We start from the raw sequence: 15853 nt of genomic DNA on the forward strand, positions 1-15853 counted from the left end.
ATCGGACACGGTAGCTCAATTATCAACCTGGATCGTCTCGGCTTAACAAACAGCGATTACTTGGAAGGTCCCTCCGAATGGTGACAGCAATTTCGTCCGCAGGCATCGGCGCCTCTGCGGCAGCCGCCGCATCCGGCCCGGTCGAGGGCGTCGTGATGCGCGGTATCCACCGGTCCTTCGGAGACAACACCGTCCTCCGCGACGTCTCGTTGCATGTGCGACCCGGCGAGGTCTACGCGCTGCTCGGGGAGAACGGCGCAGGCAAGTCGACACTGATGCGCATCCTCACCGGGTTGCTTCCGCCGAACTCCGGTTCCATCGAGGTGGACGGCAACTCACTCGCGGACGGGGGAAACGACCGGATCGCCATGGTCCATCAGCACTTCATGCTCGTACCGAGCATGACGGTCGCCGAGAACTTCCTGCTGGGCCGATCACACGGCGTCGTCGGGCGAAAGCGTTTGCGTCGCACGGAATCGGAGATCGCAGCGCTCGCGTCCGACACGGGTCTCGCCTGCGACCCGGCAGCGCGCGTCGAGAACCTCTCGGTCGGTGAACAGCAGCGGGTCGAGATCCTGCGTGCACTGCACCTGGGCGCGAGGTATCTGCTGCTCGACGAGCCCACCGCGAATCTTGCTCCTACCGAAGTTCATTCGCTGCTCATGCAGATCCGGCGACTCGCGACCGAGCGGGGTGTCGGGATCGTGCTCATCACACACCATCTCGAAGAGGTCCTCGAAGCCGCCGACCGGGTCGGCGTGCTTCGAGGAGGACAACTCGTCTCCGAGAAGCCTGTCCGCGGGGACGATACGGCCACGGGCGAAGCTGCGGAGGTCACGACCGCCGAGCTCGCACGCGACATGGTCGGCCGAGATGTCGGACTCGACATCCGCCGCGCCGCTACCGAACCGCCCGGGGGACGGATGCTCGAACTCGTAGGCGTGTCCGTCCCGGGGCAGCTTCACGACGTGACCCTGCGGGTCGCCTCCGGGCAACTCGTCGCCGTCGCCGGAGTCGAGGGCAACGGCCAGTCCGCGCTCGAAGATGTGCTGTCCGGGCTGGCCCCTGACGCCTCCGGAGCGGTGTGCGTCGCCGAACGGGAGATCGATGCCTCGTCCCCACGGGCGATTCGCGAAGCCGGCGTCGGCATCGTGCCGTCCGACCGTTACACCCGCGGCCTGATCAAGGCGCTCGGCATCGACACCAACCTCGCCGTCGACAGCTACACCAGCCCCCCGCTCGCGCGTCGCTGGGGCCGCCTGTCGCGCACAGCCGTTCGCGAACGGGCCGAGCGCATCATCGCCGCGTTGTCGGTCAAGGCCCAGAGTCCGCGCACCCTCGCCGGCACCCTGTCCGGGGGGCACGCACAGCGTGTGGTCCTCGGCCGGGTACTCGACGGGGCACCCGATGTCCTCGTGGTCGCGCAGCCCACCCGGGGCCTGGATATCGGCGCCACCGAGTTCGTGTGGGACACCCTCGTCGAGCACAGGTCCCGCGGTGCCGCGATTCTGCTGGTGTCCTCGGATCTCGACGAGATCTGCAGCCTCGCCGATCGCGTGGTGGTGCTCTACCGCGGGCGTATCGTCGCCGAGTTCGACGAGGGCCCCTTCGACAGGGAAGCGATCGGTTCGGCCATGGGCGGATTCCAGGAGGCCGCGGCGTGAGCACAGAAACTCTCACCCCGACGACCACGGCGGAGGAACCGGCTGCCGCCTCTCGGGTGCGTGCCCTCGCGACCACCCTCGGCGTGCCCCTGCTGGCCGTCGCCGTGGGCCTCGCCGCAGGCGCGATCCTCATCGTCGTCGCCGGAGGCAACCCCGGCGAGGCCTATGCGACCATGCTCACCGCCGCACTCGGCGGCGACACCCAGCTCGGGCGGCTCCTCACCGGGATGACCCCGCTGGTACTCATGGGTCTCGGCTACGCGATCGCGTACCGGACCGGGTTCATCACCATCGGAGCTCAGGGCCACTACGATGTGGGCGCGATCACCGCCACCGCGGTGGTGCTCAGCATGCCGCTGGGGACGAGTTGGGTCGCGATCCCGGTCGTCGCAGTCACCGCGGCAGCCGCGGGTGCGTGCATCGGTGGCATCGCCGGGGTACTGAAGGCACGATACGGAGTGAACGAGATCATCTCGTCGCTCATGCTCAATTACCTCGTCTTCTACATATTGGCGTGGGCGGTGCGCAAACCCCTCGCCAACCCGAACGGGTTCACTCCCGAGTCCGAGCGGATTCCCGACTGGGCAGCACTCGCGACGATTCCCGGCACCCGCATCCACATCGGCGTGTTCGTGGCGATCGCAGCTGTACCCCTCGTGTGGTGGCTCATGCGGTCCACCCGCTTCGGGTTCTCTTCGCAGATCGTCGGTGAGAGTCCCAGCGTCGCCGAGGCCAACGGCATCTCCGTCGCACGTACCATCGTCACGTCTGCCCTCGTCAGCGGCGCACTCGGCGGTATCGCCGGTGCGATCATGCTGCTGGGCAGCGAGTTCCGGCTCTCACTCGCTATCTCGTCGGGGATCGGATTCACCGCGATCGTGGTCGCGCTGCTCGGCCGCCGCAACCCGTTCGGGATCGTGCTCGCCGCCGCCTTGGTCTCCGGCCTCACTCTCGGTAGTCAGGCCGTACAGCGCACCCAGGAGATCCCTGCGTCCATCGGCACCGTCATCCAGGCCGTCATGATCCTGACGGTGCTGCTCGCCAACCGAATCGTGGAGCGTGCCCGTTGAACTGGTCCGACGTCCTGGGCGCCGGCGCCCTCGTCCCCCTGCTCACCGCGGCCCTGCGGCTTGCCGTACCGATCGTCCTCGTCGCAGCCGGAGCCTGCCTTGCCGAACGGTCCGGCCTGATGAACCTCGGTATCGAGGGCCAGATGATGGTCGGCGCGGTCACGGCCTTCGTGACGGTCTACTACACCGGACAGCCGATGCTCGGCGCCGTCACCGGCGCGCTCGCCGGTCTGCTCACCGCTGCGATCGTCGGTGGTCTGACGATCACGATGGCGGTCGACCAGATCATCACCGGCATCTCGGTGGTGATCCTCGGTACCGGCCTCGCGTCGTTCCTGTACCTGCAGGTATTCGGCATCACCGGCACCCCTCCTCGCATCCAGGGCACCACACCGCTCGACCTTCCGGTTCTGTCCGACCTGCCGGTTGTCGGCCCGATCGTGTTCTCCCAGTCGCCGCTCGTCTACCTCGCCGTGGCACTGGTCGTCGCACTGTGGTGGGTGTTGTCGCGAACGGCCTTCGGCCTGTCGATCCGCGCCGCCGGTGAAAGCCCCGAAGCCGCCCACTCGGTGGGAGTTTCCGTTCCGCGCACCCGGTGGATCACACTGCTGATCTCCGGCGCCGCAGCGGGTATGGCAGGCGCTCTCGTCATCGACGGGCTGGGCTTCTTCCAGGACGGCATCACCGGTGGTCGCGGCTGGATTGCTCTCGGTGTCGTCATTCTCGCGCGGTGGAATCCGCTCGGCGCCATGGCCGGTGGCTTCATGTTCGGTCTCGTGGACGCCTTCCAGCTGCGAGTTCAGGCGGCCTCGGGCGGGCAGGCCACCTCCGTTCCCTACGAATTGTTCCAGGCCATGCCGTACGCGGTGACACTCCTCGCCGTCATCGCCACCACCGTGTGGTTCGCCCGGAGCAACTCCCCGAAAGCCCTCGGCGTTCCGTTCGTCGCGGCGAAATAAGTCTCCCGCCAGTCAGGGGCTCGTAAGTGCGAGCCCTCCCTTCCCCTCAGGAGAATCACGTGAAGAAATTGGGTACCGCTGTGGCCGCCGCAGCTGTCGTCGGAGTCGCGGTGACAGGTTGTTCGAGTTCCGACACTCCGGCAGAGAGTGGAGGCGACGGGGTCGTCAAGGCCGCGATCGTCACCTCCGGTCCGGCCAACGACCTCGGCTGGAATCAGGGCATGGTGCAGGGAGCCGAGAAGCTCGAGGCCGAGGGCCTCATCGATCTGACAGTGGTGCAGCAGGATTCGGGCGCCACCTCGGAGCAGATCGCACAGATCGTCACGGATCTTGCGGAGGACGGTAACCAGCTCATCGTCGGTCACTCGTTCAACTACGGCGAACCCATCAAGGGCGTCATCGCGGACTACCCCGACGTCCTGTTCGCGTACGCCGGAGGCTTCGGTGACATCACCGCGAACCTCGCCGACTACAGCCAGCCGTTCTACCAGGGTTCGTTCCTCACCGGAATCCTCGCCGGCGACCTCACCGAGACCGGAATCCTCGCCGGCACGGCCGGCTTCGAGATCCCGGTGTGCAAGGCCCAGATCGAGGCCTTCGCCGACGGCGCACGCCTGACCTACAAGGGACCCGGCGAGATCCAGCTGCGCCCCGCCTACATCGGCGGCTGGTCCGACGCTGCGGCGCAGACCCTCGAGGCGGTCAACGCACTCGTCGACCAGGGTGCCGACCAGTTCTCCACGTGTGGCGTCGACGCAGCCACCATCGAAGGCGCCAAGCAGCGCGGCGTAGGCGTCGCCGGCTACACCATGGACCAGAGTCCACTGGCACCCGAGAATGTCGTTTCCTCCGTCGTGTGGAACCTCGACGAGGTACTTCGGGCCATGGTCGCCGACGTGGAGGCCGGCAACGTCGATCCTGCGAAGTACTACGAGGTGGACATCACCGAGGGTGGGCTGGACGTCGTGGTGAACCCTGCCTTCGCCGACAAGATCTCACCCGAGGCGATGGCACTGTTCGAAGAGTACAAAGAGAAGATCAAGTCCGGTGAGTTCGAGGTCGATTACAAGGGCGGCGTGTAGCCCTGATCCGCCTCCCCGAGACCGGTGTCGTCTGCGATTTCCGAATTGATCTCGCGAACGACACCGGTCTCGGCCGTTCACCGCGGTTCAGGCCGCAGCGCGGTCGCCGAAGCGGGCCAGCGACCTGGTGACCTCGGTCGCCACCACCGCATGGCCGGCCATCGTGAGATGAATACGGTCCTTGCTCAACCAGTTTCGCCTGAGCCGGGCCGGGTGGTCCCAGAACTCGGTGAGGATCGCGTCGTAGCGGCCGGCCACCCGGCGGACAACATCTGCGAACTCGGCGAATCGGGGTCTCAGCGGAAGGAAGGGGCCGGTGAATGCATCGGCCAGCGTGAACATCGACAGCCTTGCCCCGCCGGCCGTCACTGCTGCACAGAGTTCGTCGAGGCCGCGTTCCACCGCCACGATCCCGGCATCGTGCAGGAAGAGATCATTGCCACCACAGTTGACGTGCACGAGATCCGGCCCCCAGTCGAGGACGGGCTTCACCTGCCGGGACCGGACCTCGTCGATGGTGGCACCGATCCTGCCGGTGTTGAGGTAGGTGAGATCCGGGCGCACGGATCTCAGGGTTGCGGCCACTCTGTCGGCCCACGGCAGGTCGGCGTATCCGGGCCACGGGTCACCGATACCCGCGGCGATCGAATCGCCGATCACCGCGAAGCGGGACCACGGCATGTCGTTCATCATCTGGCTCGCCGCATCAGGCGTCAGCACCATCGGATCGTCGAGTTCCGATTGGAACTCCTTGTCTTGCAATGTATCGCGATTCATTTTCAGTTCCTCCTCGGAACGAGTGGAGATCGCCACGCCACCTGCCCCGCACAAAAACACGAACGGTCGTACGTATTGTTTAAACGTACGACCGTTCGTTCGACTTTGCAAGGCCCGAGTGACAACATATGGGTATGACCGACCTGAGGAACACTTCAGATCAGCGACTGGTCAAGGGCGCGCGGGCCCGGGCGGCGATCGCACGCCACGCCACCGACGTGGCCTCCGTCGAAGGCCTCACCGGATTGAGCCTCGGCAGGCTCGCCGGCGATCTGGGACTGAGCAAGAGCGGCGTGGCCACCCTGTTCGGCACGAAGGAGAATCTGCAGCTGGCGGCCGTGCAGTCCGCCCGTGAGGTGTTCATCGAACACGTCGTACGGCCGGCACTGACAGAACCCGCAGGCATGCCGCGGCTGCAGGCACTCGTCGACAACTGGTTCGACTACATCAGCGAACCGGTCCTGCCCGGCGGGTGCTTTCGTGTGGCCACCGCCGCGGAGTTCGACAGCCGTGTCGGTCCGGTCCACGACGCACTCCGCGACGATCGCGACGAGTGGTTCGCCCTCCTCGAGAAGGAGATCGCGAAGGCGCAGGCAGACGGACATCTCGACGGGCACGATGCCCACGCCCTCGCGTTCGAACTCGACGCCCTCGTCGCCACAGCCAACACCGGAGCCCGCATGGGTGACGACAGCGCGATCCCGACCGCCCGATCGATCGTCGACCGGCTGCTCGGCCCGTCTACCTGAGGGAGTCGCACCACTCCACCAGCGCCGCCGCGAGAACGTCGCGGGCGGAGAGCTGGGGTGCGTGGTCGGATTCCAACGTGACGACCTGCGCACCCGGGGTGAGCCGTTGCATCTCGCGCTGGGTGACGATCGGAACCGAACGGTCCAGTGTCGCTTCGATGTACAGGCGCGGCAGGCTTCCGAACCGTTCCGGTGTCCAGATGGGCGCCATCAGCCGGGCAGTTTCGAGTTGCGGCACGAGTCGGCGCGCGGAACCGATCGCGTCGGCCGCGTCCGCCTCGTGGAAGAACACCGCGGAGCCGGCCTCCGGGGGCACGACCGTGCCGCGACCGTCGTCGGTGGGTTCGAGCCAGCGCGAGATACCCACCGGTGCTTCGAGACCGAGTCCATCGCAGAGCATCCCGAAATCTACACCGGACGGGAGCATCATCCCCGCCACGTAGACGACCCCGGCGACACGCTCCGGCAGTATCTCCGCGACCTGCGTGACGACGATGCCGCCACCGGAATGGCCGACGAGGATCACCGGACCGTCGAGTCCGGTCACCCGGTCGGCCACGACCGCGGCGACGTCGTCGAGCGTCACGTCGTCGGCGCCCCACGATCCGACACCGGGAAGCGCGAGCGGGTGCGGGACGTGCCCGGCCCGACGGAGCGGTTCGAGCAGCGTGTCCCACACCCAGCCACCGGCCCACGCGCCGTGCACGAGCACGACATGACTCACGCGCGGCTCTCCCCCGTCGCCGCCAGCACACGGGCGGCTTCGCGCACAGCGGCCGTATTGACTTTGCCGTGCCGCGAACCGGCGAGCTTCGCCTTGATGTGGTCGCGGATCAGGATGGGTTCGTAGGGCTCCGGGCCCGCGTACTCGGGCAGCGTGGAGACCACCGCGTCGACATTGCCGTCGTGGAAGAAGGCGACCGAGCGACGACGCTTGATGTGGCCGTCGACGATCGGCGGCTTGACGCGGTGCAGGGTCGACATCCACCGGTCGTCGGTGATGCGGGCGGTCAGATCGCCGAGATTGACCAGCAATGCGCCGGGCAGTGGTTCGACGTCGTGCCAGAGCCCGTCGGAACCGAGTACCTGCAGGCCCGCGACCCGATCTGCCCAGAGCACGGTGACGATACCGAAGTCGGTGTGCTCCCCCATCCCGGTGAGATCCCCGTCGAGATCCACGGCGCCCTCGGGCAGTGCGTAGTTGTTCATGCGCAACACGTCGATCGAATGATCGGTGAGTCGCTCGAAGTAGTCCGGGTCCTGGCCGAGCGCGTCGGCGAAGATCCGGGTGAGCGTCCGCGCCACGCGCGCCGCCTCCGCGAAGTAACTCTGCACGCGCTCCTCGAAGCCGGGAACGTCGGGCCAGACATTGAGCCCGTAATCGTCCTCGGACAGATCCAGGTGCGTGAAGGACCGAGCCTCCACGCCCACGTTGAATGCTTCGAAGAAGTCGTTCATGCGACTCGCGGATTCCACCCCGAGACTCAGGCTCAGCGACTCGCTCTTCGGCGGACTGTAGCCCCGGTTCGCTCCGACCACGCGGTACCGCTGCTTGTTCTCCATCGGCAGACCGAAGAAGTCGTCGACCGCGGAGGCCAGGCCGTCGACCACGGGATCGGGAATACCGTGGCCGAGAATCTGGACGAAGCCCACTCGGCTGCACGCCTCGTCGATCTCGCGGGCCACACGGGCGCGCTCGTCGTCGTCACCTTCCCGTACATAGGGGCCGATGTCGATCGCGGGAACGACGAAGGAATCAGACGGTGGCAGGTTCACGTTCAACTCCTGCAAGAGACGGGGTGGTCGCGGCGGGAGCGGCGGGAGCGGCGGGACGAGATGCCGCGCGGGCCAGCGTCCCGAGCCGAGTGTGGTTGAACAGCAGATTCAGCGAGAACGCTGCGATCGCAGCGAGCGTGATCCCGCTGCCGAGCAGGATCTGCGCGGCAGAGGGGAACCGCTCGAACATGCCCTCGGCGAGTTCGGGGAGCAGGCCCACACCCACCGCCACGGCTGCGATCGTGGAATTGATGCGGTCGGACAGGTCGACCGAGCGCAGCGTGTTGATGCCTACCAGCGCAACGGTAGCGAACAGGATCAGACCCACGCCGCCGACCACCGGCTTCGGCAGCGCCGCGACCACCGAACTCACCTTCGGCAGAGCACCGAGGACCACGAGGATCGCGCCCGACGTGGCGGTGACGTACCGGCTGTACACGCGGGTGGTGGCGACTGCCCCGACGTTCTGGGTGAAGACCGTGTCGACGAAGGCGTTGAAGATGCCGCCGAACACGGCGGATGCGCCGTCGCCGGCGAGACCACGGGCGATGTCCCCCTTCGTGACCCGCTTGCCGGTGATCTCGGAGACGGCGAGCATGCTCGCGGTGGATTCGGCGAAGACCACCGCCATGACGATGCTCATGGCGACGACTGCGGTGATCGGAAATTCGGGTGCACCGAAGTGGAACGGTGTGGGCAGACCCACCCACGAGGAGCCGGCCACGCCACCGAGGTCGATCAGGCCCAGCGGAATCGCGACGACCGTACCGACGACGAGGGCGAGCAGCACACCCAGCTGCGCCCAGATGCCACGGCCGAGGCACAGGAACCCGATCGCAACAGCGATCACCAGCACTGCGAGTGCGATGTTGGTGGGTGAAGCGAACGAGGGCGACGACGGGTCGGTGCCGACGATCAGTCCTCCGGCCACCCCGATGAGGGAGATGCCGACGACGGTGAGCACGGCACCCGTGACGAGCGGCGGGAAGAATCGGATGATCTTGGCGAACGGCCAGGCCAGTGCGAGGCCGATGATGCCGCCCACCAGCATGGACCCGTAGACGGCCTGCAGCCCGTATTCCTTCGCGATGAGGATCATCGGGGTGAGGCCGGCGAAGGTCGCACCGCAGACGATGGGCAGGCGCACACCCGCGAGTTTGCCGACCCCGAGGCTCTGAATGATGGTGATCAGGCCGGCGATCAGCAGGTCGGCGCTGATCAGCATCGCGATGGTATCGCGGTCGAGCCCAACTGCCGCCCCGAACACCAGGGGCACGGTGATGCACCCGGTGTACATGATGAGGACGTGCTGGAGGCCGAAAGCGAACTGCCGGACGAACGGCAGTCGCGTGTCGACGGGGTGCGGTGAGGTCATATGAGCTCTCCCAATTCGGATACAGGCTGTATACGGTGCTGGATACAGCTTGGGGTCCGAAGTTTTCGGACTCGAGTCATCAGGTTTCCAACGCGTAAGGAACAACTCACCGCACCCGCGGCGACGCTAGCTCAGCTGTCCGTGTACCCGTAGGCGGGCGATACCCCCGTCGGGGTAGACATCGAGCCGCACCAACTCCACCGGTGTCGGCGAATCGACGCGGAAGCGGTGCCGGCAGTCCGGGAGAAGACCTGTGCGCGGCACGAGCTCGATCCACTTCGATTCGTCGGAAAGATCCTCCTCGGTGGCTATTCCGCTCAGCCGCGCCGATCCCGGCGCGTTGCCGACGAAGTAGGAGGTGTCGATCTCGACATGGTCGACGCAACCCTGCCCTGCCAGGCGGATCACGACGTAGTCGTTGCCGTCGTCGCGTCGGCGAGCGTTCTCCCACCCCTCACCCATGTGCCGTGAACGGCCGAGACCGATGATGTTGCGAGGCGACGAATAGAATCTGTTCGAACACGCGACGACGTCGCCGCCGTTCTCGAGGGCCGCGAGATCGATCGTGCCGGTGAGAAAAGCCGGGTCCGGTCGTGCGTGCCCATGCACACGGAACCGGGCCACACCCCCATCCGGAAAGATGTTCAGGCGCAGGTGTGTCCAGCGCCTGTCGTCGTCCACGGTGAAGACGTTCGCGGTGTCGCCTTTCAGCGCAACCCGGTCCAGGACCGTTTCCCACGGCGCATCCAGGAGATCCTGCTCCGACGGATAGCCCTCGATGTTCACTCCGTCGACGGAAGCGAACGGCGGGAAATTGCCGGTGAACCAGGCTGTGTCGATCACGACCCCTTCGACGACGCCGGGAACTCCCAAGCGGACCACCGCGAAGTCGTGTCCGGACTCACGGCGACGCCGGGTCTCCCACCCGTCGTAGACCTTCCCCTTGTGCCCGAACTCCGCTGGATCGAAGGCGGGCGCACCGGGCGAGATCAGGTTCTCCCGGCTCGCGAAGAATTCGTCGTTCGCGTATACGACGGACCCGCCCAGCGATCGCGCCGCGAGGTCGGGTAACTGCAGGAAATCGGCTTCGCTCAAGAGTTTTCCTTTCGGGAGAGCAGGACACCTCGCGGCGCAGGATCGCCGGCGGCATCGAGTGTGAGGGTGAGTGGTTCACCCGCGAGCCAGGTCTGCCGAACGACACCGGCCAGTGCGCGTTCGGCATAGGGCGTCACGGCGTTACGGTGATGCAACCGGTCGGGGAAGACGACGAAGGCGTCGTCGGGAGCGAAGACACACAGATCGGCGCTACTGCCCACGGCGATCGCACCGCGATCCGTCAACCCCACCAGTTCGGCTGTGCGACCGGCCATCCAGCGCACCACATCGACGAGAGTGTGACCGCGTTTGCGGGCCTCCGACCACACGATGGGCAGTCCGAGTTGCAGCGACGAGATGCCACCCCATGCCTCGCCGAAGTCACCGGTGGTGAACTTCTTCAGCTCCGGCAGGCACGGTGAGTGGTCGGAGACGACGCAGTCGAGAACTCCGTCGGCGAGTCCACGCCACAGGGCTTCCCTGTTACGGGCCTCGCGGATCGGTGGACAGCACTTGAAATGGGTGGAGCCGTCGAGGATCTCCTCGCTGAACAACGACAGATAGTGCGGGCAGGTCTCCGCGGTGACAGGCAGGCCCTCGGCCTTGGCGGCAGCGACGAGCGGAAGGCTTCCCGCGTCCGACAGGTGCAGGATGTGCACGCGGCATCCGGTCTGCCGCGCACCGTCGATCACCTGGGCGACGGCGCGAGATTCGGCCACAGGCGGTCGCGAGTACAGGAAGTCGTCGTATCGCGGGCCCGCCGGAGGATCCTGCGTATCGAGGGTCGGCCCGTCCTCGGCGTGCACGATCAGGAGGCCGCCGAATCCGGCGATCACACGCATCGCCTCGATCATCTGTTCGCGGTCCAGCGGCGGATACTCGTCGAGGCCCGAATACGCGAGGAAACACTTGAAGCCGTACACCCCTGCGTCCCAGAGCGGTTCCAGGTCGGCGAGGTTTCCGGGGATCGCTCCGCCCCAGAATCCGACGTCGACGGTGACCTGCTCGGCCGCGACCTTCCGTTTGACGTCCAGCGCTGCGACGTCGACGGTGGACGGGATGGAGTTCAGCGGCATGTCGACGATCGTGGTGACTCCCCCGGCAGCGGCAGCGCGCGTGGCGGTCGCAAAGCCCTCCCACGCGGTGCGGCCGGGCTCGTTCACGTGGACGTGTGTGTCCACGAGGCCGGGAAGCAGCACCTCGTCGTCGGTGAGGACGATCTCGCGTGCACCGGCGGGAGCCGGACTGCCGAAGTCGTCGACTGCCACGATGCGGCCGTCGCGCACCCGGACCGCGCAGCTGCGCTCCTCGTCGCCGACCACCGCGCGGCGCGCCCGGATCACGGTACTCATCGGTTCACCACCGTCGGACGACCGGCGAGCCGGGCCAGGTGCTCGAGGTTCGTGCCGGTGCGGTCGCATACTTCCCTCTCGGTGACGGCTCCGCAGCTCGTTCCCCTCAGGAGGAATGCGGCGAGAGCGCGGGCGGTGGCGGGCTCGTCGAGATATCCGGAGGACAGGGCAGGGTCGATGTAGGCCGCGACCCGCGCCGCGGCAGTGGGCAGCGAACGTCGGTAGAAGGCGAAGGTCGCGGCATAGCGAGTGGGCAACTGGGCGGGATGCAGATCCCAGCCCTGGTAGAAGCCCCGGCGCAACGACCGGTCGACCAGACGCGCGTGCAGGCCCCAGGCCTCGCGTATCTCGCTGGGCGACCCGACCGGCAGGCGATTGGTGGATCCGTCGGACAGCCGAACCCCGGTACCGGCCGCAGCCACCTGCATCGTGGCCTTGGCGTGATCGGCGACAGGGTGATCCATGGCCTGATATTCCGCGGCGATGTCGCACGCGGCCGAATAGTCGTAGGTGCCGTAGTGCAATCCCGTGCAGCGCCCGTGCGCTGCCCGGATCATGGTGGCCACGGCAGCGGTGCCGTCGGGCCCGCAGATCGCCTGCGGCGTCTCGACCTGGATCTCGAACCGCAAGGGGGCTTCCAGGCGATAGGTCGATTCGAGATATTCACAGACGGAAACCATGGCGGCGACCTGCTCGGGTGCGGTCACCTTCGGCAGGGTGACCACGAATCCGTCGGGAAGAGAACAGTTTTCGGTGAGAGCCGCGACGAAGGCGTCGAGTGTGCGCAGACCACGTCGCCGGGTCGCGGCCTCGAACGACTTGAACCGGATACCGACGAAGGGCGTCGCAGCCGGGTCGGCGGCGAGAGCGGCAGCAGCGCGCGCGACGTGAGCGTCCTCGTCGGCGTCACGATCGTGCTGCGCAATGCCGGGACGGGTGAATCCGTCCTCGAAGTCGATGCGGAGATCCTCGATGGGCTCCCGTCGCAGTTTGTCGTACACGAGCGGCATGACTGCTTCGGCCAGTTCGGGTTCGATGCCGGTGACCGCGGCCAGATCGGCGGGGCCGTCGATGTGGGTATCGAAGACGTCGAGTGCCTGAACTCCCCAGTTCGACACGGTGTCGGCGTCGTACCGGTCTGCCGCAACGTACACGGTGTGCACCGGTTGCCGAGCACCGTCGTTCCCGGGATAGGTCGCGGCGTAGGCAGCGTCGATGTCTGCGAGCCGCGCATCGAGCGCAGCCGCAAGCGGTCCTGTCGGCACTCGTACTCCTGTTCTGTATCCACGGCTGTATACGGCGTGGCTGCGCCGACGTTATCGGCGCCAGGTCATGCGCTCGGTTAACTGCGGTTACGACCCCGTTACACATGCGCGGGGTGGTGTTCGTCCTGAGCTGAACTCGGCCCGGCTCCGTCGAGGCGAAGGCACAATGACCGGTATGGAGCCGAAGCACGGCCGCGTGGTCGATCTCGCCGCAGTCGCAGCGGCGCGGGCCTCGTCCCGCCGGGCCGAGCGGGACGAGCCCCGCTTGCTCCGTCAGATCTACGGGGAGATCCTGCGCGACGAGCGTCTCGATCAGGATCGCAGTCTCGGGGACGTCGCCCGCACGGTCGGGATGTCGAAGCAGTATCTGTCCGAGGTCGAACGTGGACGCAAGGAAGCGTCGTCCGAGATGCTGCGGTCCGTGTGCGATGCGCTGGACCTTCCGATGGAGCGCCTACTGGCTCGTGGGATCCGCCGGATGACCGCGCACCGCGCACTCCGCACCCGTTCCGACGTCGGCATCGAGTTGTGCGCGGCGTAACGGTCGTCAGTCCCGGTCGACGATGACCTGGTCGGCGAGGCCGTAGGACACGGCTTCGGCGGGCGAGAAGATCCTGTCCCGGTCGGTATCGCGGCGCAGTTGCTCGATGTCGCGTCCGGTGTGCGCCGAGAGGATTTCCTCGGTCTGCGCACGCAGCCTCATCACTTCCGCCGCCTGCAACGCCAGATCGGAGATAGTCCCCTGGCCCTGCGCCGACGGCTGGTGCAGCAACACCCGCGAATGCGCGAGTACGTGCCGGCGACCGGGTGCCCCGCCTGCGAGTAGTACGGCGGCCGCCGAGGCCGCCTGCCCCATGCAGTAGGTGGCTACCTTCGAGCGCAGAAACTGCATGGTGTCGTAGACCGCGAGCATCGCGGTGGCCGATCCACCGGGCGAGTTGATGTAGAGACCGATCTCTCGATCGGGGGATTCGGCCTCGAGGTGCAACATCTGGGCCATCACGACGTTGGCCACCCCGTCGTCGATCTCGGTTCCGAGAAAGATGATGCGTTCGTTCAGCAACCGGCTGAAGATGTCGAACGACCGCTCCCCCGCGGGTGTGCGCTCGATAACGTTCGGGATCGTATAGGTGCTCGTCAACGTCCCAATCCCATCTGTCGTCCCGAGGCGAACGGCGCCACCTCGGCCAGCGACCCCACCACGGCATCGACGATGCCGTATTCCAGGGCTTGCTCGGGGGTGAACCAGCGGTCGCGGTCGCTGTCGCGTTCGATCTCCTCGACCGAATGCCCGGTGGCGTCCGAGAGGATCTGCTGCGACTGGCGCTTCATGTACTCGAGATTCTCGGCCTGGATAGCGATGTCGACCGCCGTTCCGGCGAAGCCGGCCGACGGTTGATGCATCATGATCCGGCTGTGCGGAAGACTCGTCCGCTTGCCCTTGGTTCCTGCCGCGAGCAGAACCTGACCCATGCTCGCAGCGAATCCGAATGCCACGGTTGCGATGTCGTTCGGAACGAGTTGCATCGTGTCGTAGATCGCGAGGCCGGCGAGCACCGAACCTCCGGGCGAGTTGATGTGCAGGACGATGTCGCGTCGGTCGTCTGCCGAGGCGAGAAGGACGAGTTCCGAGCAGACGCGCTCGGCCATCTCGTCGTCCACTTCACCGGTCAGTCGCAGAATACGTTGGCGAAACAGCCTGTCGGCCAATTGGTCTCGAAACGAGAGAGGAGATTCTGTGGTCGTCATGGGTCAAGCCTGCCTCCGACCGGACACCGAACAGCGGTCCGTCCGCTCACGGCAGACGGACCGCGTCGTCGCGAAGGGTCAGTCGCCGGCAGATCGGATGGCGCTGACCACCGCAGCGACCAGGAGTGACAACACCACGACCACGAGCAGGACCGGTCCGAGCAGAAGCACCAGCGCGATCAGCACGGTGAAGCCGATCTTGGCCTTCGTGCTCAGGCCGGAGATCAGACCGCCGAGTGCGGCCAGTGCGGGATTCCGGCCCGCCACCGCGGCTCGGATGCCGGCGAGTACCGCTTGCGGTCCCGCCCCACCTCCGGTGACTTCGCCGAGGAGCGAGTCCACCCAGCCCCTGATCCGACGAGTCAGCTTCTCTCCTGGACCGTCGAGAGCGTCGAGGCCGCGGCGAACGCACGCTTTCAGCAAATCCTCGACGGCATCGAGGAGAGACTGCGACTGCTCACGTGGCGGGCCGGCCGGTCTCTCGTCCCGGGGTTCGTTCGCAGGCCGGGGTCGACGTGTGCCCTTCTGCGGCGCAGCCCTCGCATCCCTGCGGGGCGTCGCGTCCGCCCGACTCGATGTCCGGGCGGTGGACCGACTCCGCGTTGTGGACCCACTCCGCGCGGTGGACCGACTCCGCGCACGTCGGGGTGCGGCCTCCGCCTCCACAGGTCGCCGACGGCGTGTACGCGAAGGTTCGGCGGAGGTTTGCGCCCTCGTCCCCGTAGCTGTTGAGCGCCTCACCGGGCGAGCGGTTCGGCGGGTGCCGTTCTGCGAAGCACTCATGCCGCTCGCCTTCTCTCGTGGACGGGGCAGGATGTCCCTCAGTCAACGCCGGATTACGCCCGAGGTCAACGTCGATGGTCCGGCCCCGACTTCACTGCGAGGGTGGACCCTGTTCAAGATCGGCAATTGCCCTTGAAAGAATGGTAGTCGCCGTCGC

At 66.7% G+C, this 15853-nt stretch carries 16 protein-coding genes; 6 read left to right on the top strand and 10 right to left on the bottom strand.

From position 1 onward, the window contains the following. Positions 1-77: 77 nt before the first annotated feature. From ABZ789_RS08650 to ABZ789_RS08665, 4 genes are read left to right on the top strand one after another with little or no spacing between them, the layout of a single operon-like run. Positions 78-1664, top strand: coding sequence for an ABC transporter ATP-binding protein (locus ABZ789_RS08650; RefSeq protein ID WP_358421871.1), 1587 nt, complete (start codon positions 78-80; stop codon positions 1662-1664). Next, complete coding sequence (locus ABZ789_RS08655) at positions 1661-2734, top strand: ABC transporter permease (protein ID WP_358421874.1); 1074 nt, start codon at positions 1661-1663, stop codon at positions 2732-2734. Before ABZ789_RS08650 ends, ABZ789_RS08655 begins: the two co-directional genes overlap by 4 nt. After that, on the top strand, positions 2731-3693 hold the full coding sequence (locus ABZ789_RS08660; protein ID WP_358421877.1) for an ABC transporter permease: 963 nt from the start codon (positions 2731-2733) through the stop codon (positions 3691-3693). Before ABZ789_RS08655 ends, ABZ789_RS08660 begins: the two co-directional genes overlap by 4 nt. A gap of 59 nt (positions 3694-3752) precedes the next feature. Further along, on the top strand, positions 3753-4775 hold the full coding sequence (locus ABZ789_RS08665) for a BMP family protein (protein ID WP_358421880.1): 1023 nt from the start codon (positions 3753-3755) through the stop codon (positions 4773-4775). A gap of 87 nt (positions 4776-4862) precedes the next feature. Here ABZ789_RS08665 and ABZ789_RS08670 read toward each other — a convergent pair whose 3' ends face one another. Further along, positions 4863-5552 carry an SGNH/GDSL hydrolase family protein gene (locus ABZ789_RS08670; RefSeq protein ID WP_358421883.1) on the bottom strand — a complete coding sequence of 230 codons (690 nt, stop codon included), beginning with the start codon at positions 5550-5552 and terminating at the stop codon, positions 4863-4865. Between the two features lie 134 nt (positions 5553-5686). Between ABZ789_RS08670 and ABZ789_RS08675 the strand changes: the two genes are divergently transcribed. Next, complete coding sequence (locus tag ABZ789_RS08675; protein ID WP_358421886.1) at positions 5687-6301, top strand: TetR/AcrR family transcriptional regulator; 615 nt, start codon at positions 5687-5689, stop codon at positions 6299-6301. On the opposite strand, the gene ABZ789_RS08680 is transcribed toward ABZ789_RS08675, so the two are convergent. The 6 genes from ABZ789_RS08680 to ABZ789_RS08705 all read right to left on the bottom strand — a co-directional run bounded on the left by ABZ789_RS08680 (position 6294) and on the right by ABZ789_RS08705 (position 13164). Further along, positions 6294-7025 (bottom strand): alpha/beta fold hydrolase, encoded by a 732-nt coding sequence (locus tag ABZ789_RS08680; protein ID WP_358421889.1) that lies wholly within the window; start codon positions 7023-7025, stop codon positions 6294-6296. The two genes, ABZ789_RS08675 and ABZ789_RS08680, sit on opposite strands and share 8 nt — an antisense overlap. Further along, positions 7022-8077 (bottom strand): 2-oxoglutarate and iron-dependent oxygenase domain-containing protein, encoded by a 1056-nt coding sequence (locus ABZ789_RS08685; RefSeq protein ID WP_358421892.1) that lies wholly within the window; start codon positions 8075-8077, stop codon positions 7022-7024. Before ABZ789_RS08685 ends, ABZ789_RS08680 begins: the two co-directional genes overlap by 4 nt. Beyond that, complete coding sequence (locus ABZ789_RS08690; protein WP_358421895.1) at positions 8058-9452, bottom strand: nucleobase:cation symporter-2 family protein; 1395 nt, start codon at positions 9450-9452, stop codon at positions 8058-8060. Before ABZ789_RS08690 ends, ABZ789_RS08685 begins: the two co-directional genes overlap by 20 nt. A gap of 126 nt (positions 9453-9578) precedes the next feature. Next, a complete protein-coding gene (gene alc / locus ABZ789_RS08695) occupies positions 9579-10547 on the bottom strand; it encodes an allantoicase (protein ID WP_358421898.1) in 969 nt (322 codons plus the stop codon). Beyond that, complete coding sequence (gene allB, locus ABZ789_RS08700) at positions 10544-11899, bottom strand: allantoinase AllB (RefSeq protein ID WP_358421901.1); 1356 nt, start codon at positions 11897-11899, stop codon at positions 10544-10546. Before allB ends, alc begins: the two co-directional genes overlap by 4 nt. Beyond that, the gene (locus ABZ789_RS08705; protein ID WP_358421904.1) at positions 11896-13164 is read right to left on the bottom strand and encodes an aldolase; all 1269 of its coding nucleotides are present in this window, start codon (positions 13162-13164) and stop codon (positions 11896-11898) included. Before ABZ789_RS08705 ends, allB begins: the two co-directional genes overlap by 4 nt. 166 nt (positions 13165-13330) lie before the next feature. On the opposite strand from ABZ789_RS08705, the gene ABZ789_RS08710 reads away from it, so the two are divergent. After that, positions 13331-13705, top strand: coding sequence for a helix-turn-helix transcriptional regulator (locus ABZ789_RS08710; RefSeq protein WP_358421907.1), 375 nt, complete (start codon positions 13331-13333; stop codon positions 13703-13705). 6 nt (positions 13706-13711) lie between these two features. Here the strand turns inward: ABZ789_RS08710 and ABZ789_RS08715 are convergent, their stop codons facing one another. The 3 genes from ABZ789_RS08715 to ABZ789_RS08725 all read right to left on the bottom strand — a co-directional run bounded on the left by ABZ789_RS08715 (position 13712) and on the right by ABZ789_RS08725 (position 15255). Continuing rightward, the gene (locus tag ABZ789_RS08715) at positions 13712-14305 is read right to left on the bottom strand and encodes an ATP-dependent Clp protease proteolytic subunit (RefSeq protein WP_358421910.1); all 594 of its coding nucleotides are present in this window, start codon (positions 14303-14305) and stop codon (positions 13712-13714) included. Next, positions 14302-14913 (bottom strand): ATP-dependent Clp protease proteolytic subunit, encoded by a 612-nt coding sequence (locus tag ABZ789_RS08720; protein WP_358421913.1) that lies wholly within the window; start codon positions 14911-14913, stop codon positions 14302-14304. Before ABZ789_RS08720 ends, ABZ789_RS08715 begins: the two co-directional genes overlap by 4 nt. Before the next feature lie 78 nt (positions 14914-14991). Then, positions 14992-15255 (bottom strand): hypothetical protein, encoded by a 264-nt coding sequence (locus tag ABZ789_RS08725; protein ID WP_358421916.1) that lies wholly within the window; start codon positions 15253-15255, stop codon positions 14992-14994. Between the last annotated feature and the right edge of the window lie 598 nt (positions 15256-15853).

It is taken from the genome of Rhodococcus sp. NPDC047139 (assembly GCF_040643435.1).
Taxonomy (GTDB): Bacteria; Actinomycetota; Actinomycetes; order Mycobacteriales; family Mycobacteriaceae; genus Rhodococcus.

Excerpts from the sequence above, each read along its gene's own strand:
- ABZ789_RS08650 (WP_358421871.1), top strand. The coding sequence starts at position 78 with ATGGTGACAGCAATTTCGTCCGCAGGCATCGGCGCCTCTGCGGCAGCC.
- ABZ789_RS08670 (WP_358421883.1), bottom strand. The coding sequence starts at position 5,552 with ATGAATCGCGATACATTGCAAGACAAGGAGTTCCAATCGGAACTCGAC.
- ABZ789_RS08675 (WP_358421886.1), top strand. The coding sequence starts at position 5,687 with ATGACCGACCTGAGGAACACTTCAGATCAGCGACTGGTCAAGGGCGCG.
- ABZ789_RS08690 (WP_358421895.1), bottom strand. The coding sequence starts at position 9,452 with ATGACCTCACCGCACCCCGTCGACACGCGACTGCCGTTCGTCCGGCAG.
- allB (WP_358421901.1), bottom strand. The coding sequence starts at position 11,899 with ATGAGTACCGTGATCCGGGCGCGCCGCGCGGTGGTCGGCGACGAGGAG.
- ABZ789_RS08710 (WP_358421907.1), top strand. The coding sequence starts at position 13,331 with ATGACCGGTATGGAGCCGAAGCACGGCCGCGTGGTCGATCTCGCCGCA.
- ABZ789_RS08720 (WP_358421913.1), bottom strand. The coding sequence starts at position 14,913 with ATGACGACCACAGAATCTCCTCTCTCGTTTCGAGACCAATTGGCCGAC.